Genomic DNA, 15701 nt, shown 5'->3' with positions numbered 1-15701 from the left:
ATTCACCACCTTTGCCGCCTGGCGGCACGGTTCGGGCGCCGCGCACAGAGGGCGTCGGCCCGGCTCAGGCGACCGGTGTGAAGAGCGCCGAGGCCATCCGGTGCATTCTCACCGCGTCCACGGACTCGGCGAGCAGTTCGTACTCGGTGGTGTCGTCACTGGCGGCGATCCGGACCAGCCGGCCGGCCGCCAACTCGTCGGCGACCAGATCCTGTTGGTACAGGTCGGCACACCAGGCCCGCATGACGGCGGGCACGTCGCGCACGGTGCCGGCGACGGGGGCGAGGGCGCCCGCCGGGAAGTACTCGGCCTCGGGCTGGGGGTCTAATCGGTCGGCGATCCACGAGGCCCGGTCACGTAACCACCACAGGGCGAGGGCGAGGGTGGGTGCGCGATAGGTTCCGAGCGGTACGCCGATGCGCCGCCCGTCGCAGATGCCGTACCCCGTGACATGGCACAGGAATTCGTCGTGCACGATCCACTCCCCCGCTTGCTCCGTTCACCTGGCGGCAGGGCCTCGCTTTCGTGCGGCTCATGCGCGGTACGCGGTTCTCCGTGCTGTACGTGACGGACTCTTCGCTCGATGTGAAGACCTGTCAGTCGAGTATGTTCACTACTGAAACACTGTCACCACATCTTTTTGGCCAGTCTCCTGGCATATTCGCCCGCCCTCCTGGCCGAAATCTGACGGGTACACACTCAAACGTCATTACCCGGGAAGTAATCGACGGTTCCGAGGGGCGCGGGCAGGGTTGCGGTATCAGGTCCCACCAGCACAGACGACCTCGACGGAGGCTGATCACCCATGCCCGCGAACACAGATCGTTACGAGAACGCCGTCAGCCGCTACTTCGAAGCCTGGAACGCCAGGGAGCCGAAGGCGCGTACGAAAGCCGTGGCGGCCGCCTGGGCGGTGGGCGGCGGCTACACCGACCCGCTCGCCGACGTGGTCGGCCACGAGCAGATCGCCGGGGTCATCGCGGCGGCCCACGAGCAGTTCCCCGGTTTCGCGTTCCGGCTCACCGGCGCCGTCGACGGGCATCACGACACCGCGCGGTTCTCCTGGGAACTCGTGAGCGAGGTCGACGGTTCGGCGCCCGTCGCCGGATCCGACGTGATCACGCTGGCCGGTGACGGCCGGATCAGGACCGTGCTCGGATTTCTCGACCGGGTTCCGGACGGGGCGTGAGCGACGGCCGCGATGAGTTTTCCCCTCGCCGGTGGTCTCCTGGAGAGAAGCCACCGGCGAGGGAGACCCTCATGGCCACTACCGGGGAAGTGGACGCGGAATTCACCGCGGTCCTCAGCAGGAAACCGGAGAAAGGCAGTTGGACCTGTGTCCACTGGCCCGCCTCCGTCGAGTTCTTCGGCACCCGCGGACTGGTGAAGGTCCGCGGGACGATCGACGGGCACCCCTTCCGGAGCTCCTTCATGGCGCTCGGGGACGGCACCCACATGCTGCCGGTGAAGGCCGACGTGCGAAAGGCCATCGGGAAGGAGGCCGGGGACACGGTCACCGTGCGGATCGAGGAGCGAACCGGCTGATCAGGCCTGCCCCACGGGACCCCCGACGCGGGGCGGCCGTACGCCCCTGGAAACGACCGTGCCCCCCGACGACACCGGAGCGGCCGGTGACGTGACGGGCGACTCGCAGCGCCGCCTCGACCGCGTGCAGGCCGCCGCCCCGGGTCGGGTCACCCTGTGGCCATGGGCACGCCAGGCGCAACGAGCCCGGGCACCGGCCTGAAGCCGGTGCCCGTCCGTTCAACCTCCCGCGGCCATGACGGCCGCGCCGGTCACGCCTTGACGATCGCGTCGATCCTCGCCAGTTCCTCCGCGTCGAAGTCCAGGTTGGCGATCGTGCCCACGCTGTCCTCGATCTGCTTCGGGCTGCTGGCGCCCACGAGGGCCGAGGTGACGCGGCCGCCGCGCAGGACCCAGGCCAGGGCCAGCTGGGCGAGGGTCTGGCCGCGGCCCTTGGCGATGTCGTTGAGCTCGCGGAGCTGCTGCACCAGGTCCGCGGTGACCGCGTCCGAGTTCAGGAAGGGGCTGTCGCTCGCGGCTCGCGAGTCCTCGGGGATGCCGTCCAGGTAGCGGCCGGTCAGCAGGCCCTGCTCCAGCGGGGAGAAGACGATGGAGCCGACCTGGAGCTCGTCCAGCGCGTCCAGCAGACCGCCCTCCTCGGGGCGGCGGTCCAGCATCGAGTAGCGCGGCTGGTGGATGAGGAGCGGGGTGCCCAGCTCACCGAGGATGCGGGCGGCCTCGCGGGTCTGCTCGGCCGAGTAGTTCGAGATGCCGACGTAGAGCGCCTTGCCCTGCTGGACCGCGGTGTGCAGGGCGCCCATCGTCTCCTCCAGGGGAGTCTCCGGGTCGGGCCGGTGCGAGTAGAAGATGTCGACGTAGTCCAGACCCATCCGGGTGAGGCTCTGGTCCAGCGAGGACAGCAGGTACTTGCGGGAACCCCACTCGCCGTACGGGCCGGGCCACATCAGGTATCCGGCCTTGGTGGAGACGATCAGCTCGTCGCGGTAGGCCGCGAGGTCGGCCTTGAGGGCCTCGCCGAAGGCGGACTCGGCGGCGCCGGGCGGCGGCCCGTAGTTGTTGGCGAGGTCGAAGTGGGTGACGCCGAGGTCGAAGGCGCGGCGCAGGATGGCCCGCTGGGTCTCGACCGTACGGTCCGCCGGGCCGAAGTTGTGCCACAGACCGAGCGAGATCGCGGGAAGCTTCAGGCCGCTGCGTCCGGTGCGCCGGTAGGGCATCTCCACGTAGCGGTCGGGGTGTGCGGTGTACAACGCGACTCCAGAGGGGTTGGCACGGTGGAACCAGGGTCTTGAACCTGTATCCACTCTTTCGCGACCTGGGGGCATTGGTCCAACAGAAGAATCCGATGGAATTCAGCGGATAGGCTTCTCAATCATGGAACTGCGCCATCTCCAACACTTCGTGGCGGTCGCCGAGGACCAGCACTTCACGCGGGCCGCCGAGCGGCTCCTGGTGTCCCAGTCGGGACTGTCCGCGTCCATCCGGGCGCTGGAGCGGGAGCTGCAGACCCCGCTGTTCGTGCGGACCACGCGCCGGGTGACGCTCACCCCGGCGGGGCGGGCACTGCTCGGCGAGGCCGAGCGGATCCTCGCACAGGTGCGCGCGGCCCACGAGGCGGTGGCGGCCGTGCAGGGGGTGCTGCGCGGGATGCTCGCGCTGGGCTCCGAGCAGTGCATCGCCGGGCTGCACGTGGCGGGGCTGCTCGCCGCGTTCCGGCGCCAGCATCCGGACGTCGAGATCTGTCTGCGCCAGGCGGGGTCCGCCGCCCTCGCCGAGGAGGTCGCCGCCGGACGGCTCGATCTGGCCTTCGCCGTCCGGGCGGCGCAACAGGACACCGACCAGCTGCGCGTCGTACCGCTGTCGAGCGAGCCCATGACCGTGCTGTGCCACCCCAGCCACCGGCTCGCGGCCGTCGGCGCGGCCGTGACACCGGAGGATCTGGGCGGCGAGGTCTTCGTCGACTTCCATCCCGACTGGGGCCCGCGCCGCACGACCGACGCCGCCTTCGCCGCCGCGGGACTGCGTCGCAACGTCGCGCTGGAGGTCAACGACGTGCACAGTCTCCTCGACCTCGTGGACGAGAACCTCGGCGTGGCCGTCGTGCCCCAGCACTTCCGGCACAAGCGGTCGTCGCTGACGGCTCTGCCGGTCAAGGGCACCGGCGAGACCGTGTACGAGACGGTCGCCCTGCTGCCGCCCTCGCAGGCGACGAGTCCGGCGGCGCGGGCGCTGATGGCGCTGCTGGAAACAGGGGGTCTGAGTACACCCCCCGACGGGGGTCCACCCCTCGTGACCTGATCCGTCCCGCGCACCAGACTCATGACCGTTCCCGAGAACAACCACGGTCAGGAGTAGGGAAGATGACGGACCCGACACGACGGAACGTACTGCGCGGCGCGGCGGCGATCACGGCGGCCGGCGCGCTCGTCGGCACCGGGGCGGGCGCGCTGCCCGCCGCTGCGGCTCCCCGGACAGCGCGCCGCTTCCCCTTCCTGGAGGGCGCCTTCAAGCCGGTCACCGAGGAGCTGACGGCCTTCGACCTGCCGGTCACCGGCCGCATCCCGCGCGAGCTCAACGGCCGTTATCTGCGCAACGGCCCCAACGCTCTGGGCCTTGAGGACCCGCGCGCCCACCACTGGATGCTCGGCGAGGGCATGGTGCACGGCGTCCGGCTGCGCGAGGGCCGCGCGGAGTGGTACCGCAACCGCTGGGTGCGCTCGTCCCAGGTCGCGAAGAAGCTCGGCGAGCCCTACCCGGGCCCGGTGCCGCCGGACGACTTCCCCTGCAACACCCACGTGATCCCGTACCGGGGGCGGATCCTGGCGCTCCAGGAGAGCGGGCCGCTGCCGTACGAACTCGACGACGAGCTGAACACCGTGGGCACCTACGACTTCCGGGGCACCCTGGAGGGCGCGTTCACGGCGCACACCAAGTACGACGTCCACGCCGATGAACTGCACGCGATCGCCTACTACCCGACCTGGGACCATGTGCGGCACCTGGTCGTGAACGCGGCGGGCCGCGTCTCGCGCAGCACACGGATCCCGGTGGCGGACGCGCCGATGATCCATGACTTCGCGCTCACCGAGAACCATGTGGTGATCCTCGACATGCCGGTCACCTTCGACGCGGCGGGCGCCGAGCGCGGCGACATCGTGCCGTACGTCTGGAACGACCGGCATCCGGCACGGGTCGGCGTGCTGCCTCGCGCCGGGGGCGCGGTCCGCTGGTTCGAGGTCGACCCGGTGTACTACTCGCACACCCTCAACGCGTACGAGGAGGGCCCGAACCTGGTCATCGACATGACGAACTTCGACGCGCCCTTCCTCGTGGCGGGCAACGGCTCGGGAGGGCCGTACGGAGCGGGCACCCCCCGGCTGGACCGCTGGACGGTGGACCTGCGTCAGGGGCGGGTACGGACCCGGACCCTCGACGACCGCCCTCAGGAATTCCCACGCGTCAACGAGGCGTTGGTGTCCCGCCGGCACCGCTACGGCTACTCGGCGGCGGCCGCGGAGATGGCGCTGGCCTATCAGGCGGTCGACGGCAACCCGCCCGACCGGGCGTTCAGCAACGCGCTCATCAAGCACGACCTGCTGCGCGGCACCTCGCAGGTGCACCGGCTGCCCCGGGGAGCGGCGGCGAGCGAGGCCGTGTTCGTGCCGTCCGACCCCTGCGACGAGCGGGCCGCGGAGGACGACGGGTACGCGATCGCGTATGTGCACAACCCCGATCGCGGCGCCTCGGACCTGGTGATTCTCGCGGCCCAGGACTTCAGCGGCGAGCCGGTCGCCCGGATCCATCTGCCGGGGCGGGTGCCGCTGGGCTTCCACGGGAGCTGGATTCCCGACGCGTGACGCGGCGCGATGCGCGATGGTGGAGACCATGCATGCAAAGGACATCCTCATCGACGCGTACACCCGCATCCAGGAAGAGGTCCACGCGGCCGTCGAGGGACTGACCCTCGACGACCTCCACCGTCGCCCCGCTCCCGACGCCAACTCCGTCGCCTGGTTGGTCTGGCATCTCACCCGGGTCCAGGACGACCACGTGGCCGGCGCCCTCGACCTCGACCAGGTCTGGCTGACCCAGGACTGGGAGAAGCGCTTCGGCCTGGACCTGAAGCCCCATGACATCGGGTACGGCCACACCTCCGCGCAGGTCGCCAAGGTGCGGGTCGACTCCGCCGACCTGTTGACCGGCTACTACGACGCCGTGCACGCCCAGAGCCTCGAAGCCCTGCGCGGGCTGACGGCCGCGGACCTGGACCGGGTCGTGGACGAGAACTGGGATCCGCCGGTCACCCTGGGGGTCCGGTTGATCAGCGTCCTGTCCGACGATCTCCAGCACGTCGGACAGGCCGCCTATGTGCGGGGGCTGCTTCAGAGCGCGTAGCCCGGCAGGACGACGTCGTCGATGAGGGCCTTGCGCTCGTCGAACGGGATGAAGGCGCTCTTGAGCGCGTTCACCGTGACGGTGCGCAGGTCCTCGACCGTCCAGCCCGCGTCCTCGACCAGCAGGGACATCTCCCGGGTCATCGTCGTACCGGACACGAGTCGGTTGTCGGTGTTGAGGGTGACCCGGAAGCCCAGGTCCTTCAAGGCCGTGATCGGGTGCTCGGCGATCGAGGTGGCGGCGCCGGTCTGCAGGTTGGAGGTCGGGCACATCTCCAGCGCGATACGGCGGTCCCGGACCCAGCCCGCGAGCCGGCCGAGCTTGCCGTCGACGATGTCGTCGGTGATCCGCACGCCGTGGCCGAGGCGCTGGGCGCCGCACACCTGCACGGCCTGGTGGATGCTGGGCAGGCCGTGGGCCTCACCGGCGTGGATGGTGAACGGCACGTTCTCGCGGCGCAGGTGCTCGAAGGCGTCCCGGTGGTCGGCGGCCGGGAAGCCGTCCTCGGCGCCGGCGATGTCGAAGCCGACGACACCGGCGTCCCGGAAGGCCACGGCCAGGTCGGCGGCCTCGCGCACCCGGTCGAACATCCGCATCCCGCACAGCAGCGTGCCGACCCGTACCGGGGTGCCGGCGGCGGCGGCCTTCGCCATGCCGGCGGCCAGGCCCTCCTGGACCGTCTCGACGACCTCGGCCATGGTCAGTTCGCCGTCGGTGTTCAGCTCGGGGGCGTAGCGCACCTCGCCGTACACGACCCCGTCGGCGGCCAGGTCGAGGACGTACTCCTCGGCCGTGCGCAGCAGGCCCTCACGCGTCTGCATGACGGCGAGGGTGTGCTCGAAGGTGGCTATGTAGCGCACCAGGTCGCCGGAGTTGGCGGCCTCGAAGTACCAGGCGGCGAGCTCGTCCGGGTCGGTGGTGGGCAGGGTGTGGCCGATCTCCGCCGCGAGTTCCACCACGGTGGCGGGGCGCAGGCCGCCGTCGAGGTGGTCGTGCAGGACGGCCTTGGGGAGGCGGCGGATCAGTTCGGTGTCTACGCGCGTAGCGGTCATGGCGGGGTCTTCCTCGGACTTCGAACAGGGGTGTCGTGAAGGTCAGTCGGCGGGCTGGAGCAGGTCCCAGCGGTTTCCGTAGAGGTCCTGGAAGACGGCGACCGAGCCGTAGGGCTCGTGGCGCGGCTCCTCCAGGAAGGTCACGCCCGCGCCGAGCATGCGGGCGTGGTCGCGGGCGAAGTCGTCGGTGTGCAGGAAGAAGCCGACGCGCCCGCCGGTCTGGTTCCCCACCCGAGTCCGCTGAGCCTCACCCTTGGCGCGGGCGAGCAGCAGGTCGGTGCCGCCTTCGCGGTCGTCCGGCCGTACGACGACCCAGCGGGAGCCGTCGGAGCGGGGCGTGTCCTCGACGAGCCGGAAGCCGAGGGCTTCGGTGTAGAAGCGGATCGCCTCGTCGTAGTCGTCGACGACGAGGGTGACCAGGGCGACGCGTCTCATCGGAACGACGTCCTCTCGGGGCGGCTGCTTTACGGCTGGTAGCGGGTGGTTGACGGGAGAGGTTATACGTAAAACGTTGTCGGCGCCAGTCGGGTCGGCCGGGGCTCCTGTGCGTGGGCCGTGTGCCGCGTGACAGGCTGGTGATCACCGCCGGGGTCACGGCTCCGGCGCCCCATGACCGGACTGCCGCACAGGAGTCGAGCACCATGACAGAACTGCCGAAGTCGACTGGAGCTCCCGCCCGCCAGAACGTCACCTTCCCGAGCGGCGGCACCACCGCGCACGGCTATCTGGCGCTGCCGCCGTCCGGGAGCGGGCCGGGCGTCATCGTCATCCAGGAGTGGTGGGGCCTGACCGACCACATCGCCGACGTCGCCGACCGGCTGGCGGCGGCGGGCTTCGTGGCCCTCGCCCCCGACCTGTACGGCGGCAATGTCGCCCACGAGAGCGCCGAGGCCCTGCGGATGATGCAGGACCTCCCGGTCTCGCGGGGTGTGGAACTGCTCTCCGGCGCGGTCGACCATCTGCTGTCGCTGGACGAGGTCACCTCGGACACCGTCGGCGCGGTCGGGTTCTGCATGGGCGGCGGCTTCGTCCTCTACCTGGCGGCGGCCGACCCCCGGGTGAGCGCCGCGGTGCCGTTCTACGGCGTGATCCAGGGCGAGCTGCCCGACTTCTCGGGCCTGAAGGCGGAGATCCTGGGCCACTACGGCGAGCTCGACGAGAGCATCCCGGCGAAGAGCCTCGACGCTCTGCGCGCGGCCGTCCGGCAGCAGTCGGGCATCACCCCGGACCTGCGCCTCTACCCGGCGAACCACGCCTTCTTCAACGACGGCCGCCCGGTCTACGACGCCGAGTCCGCCACCCGCGCATGGGAGAGCACGGTGCCCTTCCTGCACGAGCGGCTGGGCTAGGGGTTGCGCTGAGGAGCAGGGCGGCTGGACTGCACGGCGGGGTGCACTGCGACGGATCGGACCGGCTGCACGGCGCGGGCGCCCCGTGGTGGCTCTGGGCTGCTTGCACGGCGCGGGTGCCCTGGGGCGGCTCGGCCCGCTCCAAAGCTCAGACGCTCCGCGACGGTCCGGACCGGACCGGCTGCGAAGCGGGGTGCCCCAGCACGGATCAGGGCTGCGGCGATCAACGTTGTTGCCCGGCCGACTGAGACGGGCACGGCCCGGTGCGTCCAGCCGCACAACGGAAAGCCCATGACAGCGGCCGACCCGACCGACTCAGGCCGGACCACTGCGCCCAACCGCACAACGGAAAGCCCATAACGGCGGCCGACCCGACCGACTCAGGCCGGACCACTGCGCCCAACCGCACAACGGAAAGCCCATAACGGCGGCCTGCCCGACCGACTCAGGCGGGACCCGTGGGCCCAGCCGCACAACGAGGAGCCCATGACGACGGCCTGCCCGATCGGCTACGGGCCGGACCAGTGCGCGCGGCCGCACGGCGGAGGAGCCTGTGGCGGCGGGCGGGACGCCTGCCGAGGGGTTCCCGCTCGAGCGAGCCCGCAGGTGGGGACGGTGACGTCAACGCTGCCGGAAGTGAGGCGGGACTGCCTGTCGGACTCCGCGGGTGGGCGGCGCCTCGGGCGGCGGTCGTAGGGCCCCGGACCGAGGCGCCGGGGCGAGGCGGCCGGTAGCGTCCCGGCCATGACGATCACCGAGAGCCGCACCCCCGAACAGCGCAAGCGCGACGTACTGGCCCGGCTGGAGCGCGAGACGGACATCTGGGTGGCCTCGGCGGACGCCGACGGGCTGCCGTGTCTGGTCGCGCTGTGGTTCGCCTGGGACGGCGAGTCCGTCTGGCTGTCCACGCGGATCACCAATCCCACGGGCCGCAATCTGCGCGACGGCGGGCGCACCCGGCTGGCGTTCGGGGACACCCAGGACGTCGTGCTCATCGACGGGGATGTGCGGACCTATAGCGGGGAGGACGTGCCGCCCGGGGCGATCGACGTCTTTCTGGCGAAGACGGGCTGGGACCCGCGCCTCGACAGTGCCTCCTACGCCTTCTTCCAGGTGCGCCCGCGCACGGTGCAGGCCCTTCACGGGCAGCACGAGATGCGCGGGCGGCACGTCATGCAGGACGGCGTGTGGGCCGTCTGATCTATCAACCGGCTTTCTGATGCAGTGAGTTCAGGATCTCCAGCTCGCCGTCGGTGAGCCTCAGCGCGCCGGCCGCGATGTTCTCGGCGAGATGGTCGGGGTTGCAGGTGCCGGGGATCGCCAGGACGTGCGGGCCCTGGGCGAGGGTCCAGGCGAGCCGGACCTGGGCGGGGGTCGCGTCGTGCGCCCGTGCGACGGCGAGCACCGCCTCGTCGTGAGCGGTGGTGGCGCCCTCGGCTCCGGCGTCCCCGGCGATCGCGAAGAACGGCACGAAGGCGATGCCCTGTTCGCCGCAGATCCGCACCATGTCGTCGGTGACCCGGTTGCGGGAGTCGAGCCCGAAGCGGTTCTGCACGGACACCACCGGCGCGATGGCCTGCGCCTCGGCAAGGTGCCGGGGCTCGACGTCGGAGATGCCGAGGTGCCGGATCAGCCCCTTGTCGCGCAGTTCGGCGAGGGCCCCGAAGTGCGCGGCGACCGAGTCCTGGCGCATCCGGCGGAGATACACCAGGTCGAGGTGGTCGCGGCCGAGCTGACGGAGGTTCTCCTCGACGTGACCGCGCAGGTCTTCCGGTCGGGCCGAGGTGCCCCACTCGCCCGTGTAGTCCCGGAAGGGCCCGACCTTCGCGGCGATGACGAGGTCGTCGGGGTACGGGGACAGTGCGCTGTTGATGATCTCGTTGGCGGAGCGCAGCGAGGAGAAGTAGAAGGCGGCCGTGTCGATGTGGTTCACGCCGAGCTCGATCGCCCTGCGCAGCACGGCGATCGACCGCTGCCGGTCGCTCGGGGTGCCGAAGTGGAAGGCCGCGCTGCCCGTCAGCCGCATCGCGCCGAAGCCGACGCGGTTGACGGTGAGATCGCCGAGTGTCCAAGTGCCTGCCGCGTCCGCGGTGATCGTTTCGGAGGTCATCGGCGGATGATGACACACCTCCGGCCCACCACCGTCGGCAGTTTCCGAACTCCTACCTTCGCTGCGCGGCCAGCCGGATGGGCGCGTTCGCCGCGCCGAACCCCGAATAACCGCCGGTCCGCTGCACGAACTCGAAGAAGACGTGGCCGACCGTCTCGGTGTAGCAGTGCTGGAACTCGCCGCCCCGCTCGTCACGGTCATAGAGGATGCCCAGCTCGCGGTACGTCTCCAACTCCCCCTCGGCGAAATCGAATCGCGCATCGAGGTCGTCGTAGTAGTTCGCCGGGACGCGCAGCAGCCCTGCCCCGGCCGCCCGGAAGCGGCGCACCGCGGCGACGATGTCGTCGACGGCGAACGCCACGTGCCGGGCTCGGGTTTCGCCGCCATCCTCCGGAGCGGGCGCGAGGTTGAGGACCAGCCGGGGCCCGTCGGTCGAGGCCGACAGGGCTCGGCTGCGGAACAGGCCATAGGGGTCGGCGAGTTCGACGGTCTCGTGCGGGCTGAGGCCCAGTACCGTGCGGTGGAAGAGCACCGATTCGTCGAAGTGGTGCCACGGCTGGGTCAGCGCGAGGTGGTCGATGACCATGGCGTCCCCGGGTCCGTTCTCGGCCGTGCAGGTGAAGTCGTCGGTCCAGCTGGGGAGTTCGGGACGGCTGGTCGCACAGAAGAGGACCTCGGTGCCATCGGGGGCCGCGATCGACTCCAACGGAACGTCCCTGGCGGCACGGCGCTTGGGCAGGGCGGGTGCGAGCAGGGCTTCCGCGCGGCGGGCGGAGGCCGCCGGATCCGCCGTCTCCAGGCCTACGGCGGCCAGGGTGGTGTCGGTACGGCGGCCGGCGGCACCCGTGTTGACCAGGACCCGGGCCGTACCCTGCTCCCAGAGGTCGACCGGTTTGCCGTGGTGACGGGCGGTGCGGGTGAAGCCGAGAGCGGAGAGGAGTTCGCCGACGGGTTCGGGGTCGCTGGTGGCGAGTTCCGCGAAGGCCACGCCGGAGGGGATCACCGGAGCCGGGAGCGGGGAGACGCCGGCGTTCTCCTCGAGGGCGAGCAGGGAGCGCAGCCCGTCCAGCGCGGTGCGGCCCGCGTCCGCCTGGCGGAAGACGTCGTTGAAGACCTCCAGGGACAGGGGGCCGTCGTATCCGGCGTTCAGGACGTGACGGAGGAGTCCGGCCACGTCGAAGCCGCCCTGCCCGGGGAAGCAGCGGTAGTGGCGGCTCCACTGGAGGACGTCCATGGCCATCAAGGGGGCGTCGGCGAGCTGGAGGAAGAAGATCTTGTCGCCGGGGATGTCCGCGATGCCTTTGAGGTCCTCGGGTCCGGAAGCCCGGGAGAGGATGTGAAAGCTGTCCAGGCAGGTGCCGAGCGCAGGATGGTCTGCGGCTTCGACGATCCGCCAGGCGTGGCCGTACGTGCTGACGTGCCGCCCCCACGCGAGTGCCTCGTAGGCCACCCGGATGCCGAACTCCTGGGCCAGGTCGGCGAGTCGGCTCAGCTGCTCGGCCGCGAGGGCGTCGTCGTCCACGGCCTGTGGGGCGACGCTGGAGCAGACGAGGACGGTGTCGGCGCCGAGCCTGCGCATCAGCTCGAACTTGCGCCGGGCGCGCCTGAGGTTGCGGGCGAAGATCTCTTCCGGGACCGCCTCGATGTCCCGCATCGGCTGGTAAAGGTCGATACTCAGGCCCAGGTCGGCTGTGCGGGCAGCGATCTCCTCGGGGGCGAGCGGGCTCGCCAGAAGGTCGTTCTCGAAGATCTCGACGCCGTCGAAGCCGGCCCGTGAGGCGGCCGTCAGCTTCTCGGTGAGGGTGCCGCTGAGGCAGACGGTGGCGATGGACTTACGCATACTCGCTCCCGTGGTCGTGCGCATACTCGCTCCCGAGGTCGATCCAGGTCTTCCCGGCCCGTCCGGCGGCCCCGGCCTCCTGCGCCCGCGCGCGGGAAGCCGGACCGCGGGCAGTTCGGTCATGGCGGCGCTGAAGTCGCCGAGGTGGTCGTAGATCCTCGACCCGCGCAGCACCACCGTGGCTCCGGGCACGGCCCGGTCCACGGCGGGACGCAGGGCCGGGGCGTCCCGCTTGCCGTGGAACACCGCCAAGTCCGTGCCGCACAGCCCGACTCCGTGCTCTCCACGATCACATCGCCCGGTCCGCAGAACGGCTCCGCCCGAGCCTCAACCGTGGCGATGCGTTCCGGTGCCGTGAGGACTGCAGCTGTCACTGGGACTCCAAGGTGACCACTAGATGGTCCTACTGATCCGCTGTGCGGTCAGCCTAGAGGGAGTGGGCTCCTCGAACAAGGCCCCGTCGAGCCGCTCGAACGAGATCTCTTCGGCCTTGCGGTTTCCCTGGTCCGCACAGCGGACTACGGTCGGGAACAACATCGGCCGAGGGCCGCAGGAAACGTACGGGGAGGCAGCGCGTGAGTGAGGGACAGGCGGGGGCGGGCGGCGACTCCGATCAGCAGGCGGGTGGGGTGCGCAGTGTGCGGCGGGCCTTCGAGATCCTCACCCTGCTCACCGAGGACCGGCCCGTGATCACCCTGCGGGAGATCACCGAGTCGACGGGGCTCGCCAAGACGACCGCGCTGCGTCTGGTCCAGACCCTTGAGGAGACCGGCCTGCTGGGCTCGCACCCGTCCGGCTACGTCGCGGGGCCCGCGCTGTGGCGCTGGGCCTATCTCGCGCGCAGCCAGTGGGAGGTGCCGCAGGAGACCCGGAAGGTCATGCGCGATCTCGCGGACCGGCTCGGCGAGACCGTCAATCTCTTCGTCGCCCGAGGCGTCCACCGCATCTGCGTCGCCCATGAGGAGAGCCCACACCCGCTGCGCCATGTCGTCGACGTCGGCGACGAACAGCCGCTGTGGGCCGGCGCCTCCTCGAAGATCCTGCTGCGGGACGCCTCGGAGGTGTTCCTGCTCCGGGTCGCGGCGGCCTCACCGCAGGGCGAGGCACACGTCGAGCGGCTGCGGGCGTGGGTCACGGAGGCGGCCGAACGCGGCTACGCCGTCAGCAGCAGCGAGTGGGACGAGGGGCTCACCGCCGTGGCGGTGCCCGTGACCGGCCGTACCGGCAAGGTCGTCGCCTCCCTCTCCCTGAGCGGCCCCAGCCACCGGTTCCCCTACGAGGCCGTCGAACGTTTCGCCACGGAGCTCGCCGAGGGCGCCCGCCTCATCTCCGGCCAGGGCTTCAGCCACCCGCTGAGCAGCACCGTCTGACACCCGGCGGCCGGGACTCCGCATCAGACCGAGTCGGCCCGGCTCGGTCCGCTGACGGGCGGGCGAGGGTGCGGTCGCGCCCTCGCCGCGGTCTCCTCACCCGGAAGCCTGGTCACTGTCCTTCATCTCGCCCCAGCCGTGCCAGCGCTCGACCTCGATCCAGGCGCTGAAGCGGGCCCGGACCCGGTTCGGGTAGGCACGGCCGCCGTAGTGGGTGGAGAGGCGGTCGATGTCGACGAGGCCCTCGTCCTCGTACATCTCGGTCACGCGGCCGATGAGCGTGACGTGTGTGTACCAGTTGTCGCCGTCCAGGACGGTGAGCGTGACGCGCGGGTCGCGGCGCAGGTGCTGCAGCCGGATCCGGCCCTCGTCCAGGTTGATCAGGACGCGGCCGTCCTCCCAGAGGTACCAGGTGGGGGTCGAGACCGGCGTTCCGTCGGAGCGCAGGGTCGCCATGACACAGGGGTTGGGGCGGCGCAGCAGTTCGACGGCCGCGGGCGGCAGCGGGGGCTTGGACACGAAGGGTTCCTCCTCGAAAGCCTTGGGTTCAGGCGTTCTCGTCGAAGCTTGCATAGTAGGCGGCGGCCATGTCCTCGTCGCCGTGCCCCTGGGCGGCGGCGCGTTCGAAGCGTTCGGCGCTCGCGGCGGCCACGTCCAGGCGGACTCCACTCCGCTCCCCGGCCTCGACGATCAGGCGGGCGTCCTTGGCGGCGGTGGAGACCGCGAACTGGGCCGGCGACAACTGGTCGTTGAGGACCAGGCCCGACTTGGCCCGCAGGTAGCCCATGTCCAGGGGGCCGCCGTCGATGGCGTCGAAGAAGCCCTGCGGGTCCACGCCGAGGGCCTTCGCGAGGGCGAGGGCCTCTCCGGCCGCGTTGGTCACCGCGAGCACCCAGCTGTTGGCGACCAGCTTCAGCCGGGTCGCGCTGCCCTCGGCACCGTCCTCGCCGGTCCACACCGTGCGCGCGCCGACCGCGTCGAAGACGGGGGTCACCGCACCGCGGCCGTCGACCGGGCCGGCCGCGAGGACCAGCAGCTGACCGGCCTCGGCGGGCTGGCGGGTGCCCAGAACGGGCGCGTCGAAGAAGACCAGTCGGTGCTCGCGGGCGAAGGCGGCCAGCTCGGCGATTCCCTCGACGCCGGCGGTGGTCGACTGCACCCACGCGATGCCCGGGCGGAGCCCTTCGGCGGCCTGACGCATGACGTCCAGGGCCGCGGGACCGTCGTACAGCATGGTCAGGACGACGTCGGCGCCCCGCACGGCCTCGGCGGGGCTGTCGGCGATCTCGACGCCGTCCGCGGCCAGCGGTTGCGCCTTGGCGGCGCTGCGGTTCCAGGCACGGACGGTGTGTCCGGCGCGGGCGAGGTTGCGGGCCATCGCGGCGCCCATGATGCCCGTGCCCAGGACGCTCACGGTGAGCTTGTCGGTCATGAGGTCAACTCTCTGCGGGGTGCGGATGTGCGGTCAGGCGTCGAGCTTGCCGGAAGCGGCGCGGATCAGTCCGTCGAGCCACGCCCGGTGGCTGCTGAGCATCGGGTTCGGACGCTCCTGGGCCGGCGCGGCGGCGGGCTCGCCGATCCGCGTCTCCTGCGTCGGGACGCGTACCCCGCCACCGGGGAGATCCTCCACCAGCCGACCGGGCGGCACGTCGAACCGCTCCTCGGACTCGCCGTCCCGCCTGACGGTCCAGGCGGTCTCGGTAGCCGACACCTGGAACTCTACGAGGTGCGCGGCCGACGGCGGACCTCAACCTCCTGCGCACCTTCCTTGCCGTCCACAGCTCCGGCACCTTCACCGCCGCGGCCCCGCTCCTCGGGCTACCGCAGCCGACCGTGACCGCCCAGATCCGTGCGCGTCGCCCGGATGCGCGAGCGCCTCCGGCGCGGGCCCCGCTCGCCCGGCACATCCGGACCGTGGAGGAAGCCGGCGAGGGCCACGGTGTCGCGCGATAGGCGCCGTGGGGCCTGGCGGCTCGGCTGCCCTGGCGCCGTTCATGCCGGACGCACTCACAGCGCGCGGGCCTGCTTGATGTTCACACCACA

General features: G+C 71.2%; 18 protein-coding genes and 1 pseudogene. 10 read left to right on the top strand and 9 right to left on the bottom strand.

The genetic code is table 11. The annotated features are described in order from the left end of the window. Nucleotides 1–64: 64 nt before the first annotated feature. Nucleotides 65–475, bottom strand: a complete 411-nt coding sequence (locus OG841_RS42805; protein WP_371569772.1) for a hypothetical protein — start codon at nt 473–475, stop codon at nt 65–67. A 330-nt stretch (nt 476–805) separates the two neighbouring features. Here OG841_RS42805 and OG841_RS42800 point away from each other — a divergent pair, with 330 nt between their 5' ends. From OG841_RS42800 to OG841_RS42790, 3 genes are all read left to right on the top strand, one after another. After that, a complete protein-coding gene (locus OG841_RS42800) occupies nt 806–1189 on the top strand; it encodes a nuclear transport factor 2 family protein (RefSeq protein ID WP_328636439.1) in 384 nt (127 codons plus the stop codon). Between the two features lie 71 nt (nt 1190–1260). Then, entirely contained in the window at nt 1261–1545 is a 285-nt protein-coding gene (locus OG841_RS42795) for a DUF1905 domain-containing protein (RefSeq protein ID WP_371569770.1), read from the top strand. Between the two features lie 58 nt (nt 1546–1603). Beyond that, nucleotides 1604–1747, top strand: a complete 144-nt coding sequence (locus OG841_RS42790; protein WP_371569768.1) for a hypothetical protein — start codon at nt 1604–1606, stop codon at nt 1745–1747. Between the two features lie 49 nt (nt 1748–1796). On the opposite strand, the gene mgrA is transcribed toward OG841_RS42790, so the two are convergent. Next, nucleotides 1797–2792, bottom strand: a complete 996-nt coding sequence (gene mgrA, locus OG841_RS42785) for an L-glyceraldehyde 3-phosphate reductase (RefSeq protein ID WP_365117040.1) — start codon at nt 2790–2792, stop codon at nt 1797–1799. Nucleotides 2793–2916: 124 nt separating this feature from the next. Here mgrA and OG841_RS42780 point away from each other — a divergent pair, with 124 nt between their 5' ends. The 3 genes from OG841_RS42780 to OG841_RS42770 all read left to right on the top strand — a co-directional run bounded on the left by OG841_RS42780 (nt 2917) and on the right by OG841_RS42770 (nt 5937). Continuing rightward, a complete protein-coding gene (locus tag OG841_RS42780) occupies nt 2917–3840 on the top strand; it encodes a LysR family transcriptional regulator (protein ID WP_328636442.1) in 924 nt (307 codons plus the stop codon). 62 nt (nt 3841–3902) lie between these two features. Next, a complete protein-coding gene (locus OG841_RS42775; protein ID WP_328636443.1) occupies nt 3903–5399 on the top strand; it encodes a carotenoid oxygenase family protein in 1497 nt (498 codons plus the stop codon). A gap of 28 nt (nt 5400–5427) precedes the next feature. After that, on the top strand, nt 5428–5937 hold the full coding sequence (locus OG841_RS42770; protein WP_371569765.1) for a mycothiol transferase: 510 nt from the start codon (nt 5428–5430) through the stop codon (nt 5935–5937). Here OG841_RS42770 and OG841_RS42765 read toward each other — a convergent pair. Together OG841_RS42765 and OG841_RS42760 are read right to left on the bottom strand one after the other, a co-directional pair. Further along, a complete protein-coding gene (locus OG841_RS42765) occupies nt 5925–6989 on the bottom strand; it encodes an adenosine deaminase (protein WP_365117035.1) in 1065 nt (354 codons plus the stop codon). The genes OG841_RS42770 and OG841_RS42765 overlap by 13 nt on opposite strands. A gap of 42 nt (nt 6990–7031) precedes the next feature. Then, nucleotides 7032–7424, bottom strand: a complete 393-nt coding sequence (locus tag OG841_RS42760) for a VOC family protein (protein WP_365117032.1) — start codon at nt 7422–7424, stop codon at nt 7032–7034. Between the two features lie 206 nt (nt 7425–7630). Between OG841_RS42760 and OG841_RS42755 the strand changes: the two genes are divergently transcribed. After that, the gene (locus OG841_RS42755) at nt 7631–8338 is read left to right on the top strand and encodes a dienelactone hydrolase family protein (protein WP_371569762.1); all 708 of its coding nucleotides are present in this window, start codon (nt 7631–7633) and stop codon (nt 8336–8338) included. Between the two features lie 744 nt (nt 8339–9082). Continuing rightward, complete coding sequence (locus OG841_RS42750) at nt 9083–9538, top strand: pyridoxamine 5'-phosphate oxidase family protein (protein ID WP_365117029.1); 456 nt, start codon at nt 9083–9085, stop codon at nt 9536–9538. 4 nt (nt 9539–9542) lie between these two features. Here OG841_RS42750 and OG841_RS42745 read toward each other — a convergent pair whose 3' ends face one another. Beyond that, entirely contained in the window at nt 9543–10448 is a 906-nt protein-coding gene (locus OG841_RS42745) for an aldo/keto reductase (protein WP_371569759.1), read from the bottom strand. Nucleotides 10449–10500: 52 nt separating this feature from the next. After that, entirely contained in the window at nt 10501–12288 is a 1788-nt protein-coding gene (locus OG841_RS42740; protein ID WP_371570991.1) for a bifunctional sugar phosphate isomerase/epimerase/4-hydroxyphenylpyruvate dioxygenase family protein, read from the bottom strand. 575 nt (nt 12289–12863) lie between these two features. Between OG841_RS42740 and OG841_RS42735 the strand changes: the two genes are divergently transcribed. Further along, entirely contained in the window at nt 12864–13658 is a 795-nt protein-coding gene (locus OG841_RS42735) for an IclR family transcriptional regulator (RefSeq protein WP_365117024.1), read from the top strand. Nucleotides 13659–13754: 96 nt separating this feature from the next. On the opposite strand, the gene OG841_RS42730 is transcribed toward OG841_RS42735, so the two are convergent. The 3 genes from OG841_RS42730 to OG841_RS42720 are packed head-to-tail and all read right to left on the bottom strand — an operon-like array spanning nt 13755 to nt 15369. Next, a complete protein-coding gene (locus OG841_RS42730; protein ID WP_365117021.1) occupies nt 13755–14177 on the bottom strand; it encodes a PPOX class F420-dependent oxidoreductase in 423 nt (140 codons plus the stop codon). 28 nt (nt 14178–14205) lie between these two features. Continuing rightward, complete coding sequence (locus tag OG841_RS42725) at nt 14206–15090, bottom strand: NAD(P)-dependent oxidoreductase (RefSeq protein WP_328636453.1); 885 nt, start codon at nt 15088–15090, stop codon at nt 14206–14208. A 33-nt stretch (nt 15091–15123) separates the two neighbouring features. Beyond that, nucleotides 15124–15369, bottom strand: coding sequence for a hypothetical protein (locus OG841_RS42720; RefSeq protein WP_365117017.1), 246 nt, complete (start codon nt 15367–15369; stop codon nt 15124–15126). Between the two features lie 44 nt (nt 15370–15413). Here OG841_RS42720 and OG841_RS42715 point away from each other — a divergent pair. After that, nucleotides 15414–15512, top strand: a pseudogene (locus tag OG841_RS42715) (helix-turn-helix domain-containing protein); the annotation flags it as partial. Between the last annotated feature and the right edge of the window lie 189 nt (nt 15513–15701).

This window comes from Streptomyces canus (assembly GCF_041435015.1).
Classification (GTDB): domain Bacteria; phylum Actinomycetota; class Actinomycetes; order Streptomycetales; family Streptomycetaceae; genus Streptomyces; species Streptomyces canus_G.
Note: the sequence above shows the minus strand (reverse complement) of the source record. Positions and strands in the feature narration are given on the sequence as shown.

Coding starts and splice junctions, on each gene's coding strand:
- OG841_RS42800 (WP_328636439.1), top strand. CDS start 806: ATGCCCGCGAACACAGATCGTTACGAGAACGCCGTCAGCCGCTACTTC.
- OG841_RS42795 (WP_371569770.1), top strand. CDS start 1,261: ATGGCCACTACCGGGGAAGTGGACGCGGAATTCACCGCGGTCCTCAGC.
- OG841_RS42780 (WP_328636442.1), top strand. CDS start 2,917: ATGGAACTGCGCCATCTCCAACACTTCGTGGCGGTCGCCGAGGACCAG.
- OG841_RS42775 (WP_328636443.1), top strand. CDS start 3,903: ATGACGGACCCGACACGACGGAACGTACTGCGCGGCGCGGCGGCGATC.
- OG841_RS42770 (WP_371569765.1), top strand. CDS start 5,428: ATGCATGCAAAGGACATCCTCATCGACGCGTACACCCGCATCCAGGAA.
- OG841_RS42765 (WP_365117035.1), bottom strand. CDS start 6,989: ATGACCGCTACGCGCGTAGACACCGAACTGATCCGCCGCCTCCCCAAG.
- OG841_RS42760 (WP_365117032.1), bottom strand. CDS start 7,424: ATGAGACGCGTCGCCCTGGTCACCCTCGTCGTCGACGACTACGACGAG.
- OG841_RS42755 (WP_371569762.1), top strand. CDS start 7,631: ATGACAGAACTGCCGAAGTCGACTGGAGCTCCCGCCCGCCAGAACGTC.
- OG841_RS42750 (WP_365117029.1), top strand. CDS start 9,083: ATGACGATCACCGAGAGCCGCACCCCCGAACAGCGCAAGCGCGACGTA.
- OG841_RS42745 (WP_371569759.1), bottom strand. CDS start 10,448: ATGACCTCCGAAACGATCACCGCGGACGCGGCAGGCACTTGGACACTC.
- OG841_RS42740 (WP_371570991.1), bottom strand. CDS start 12,288: ATGCGTAAGTCCATCGCCACCGTCTGCCTCAGCGGCACCCTCACCGAG.
- OG841_RS42725 (WP_328636453.1), bottom strand. CDS start 15,090: ATGACCGACAAGCTCACCGTGAGCGTCCTGGGCACGGGCATCATGGGC.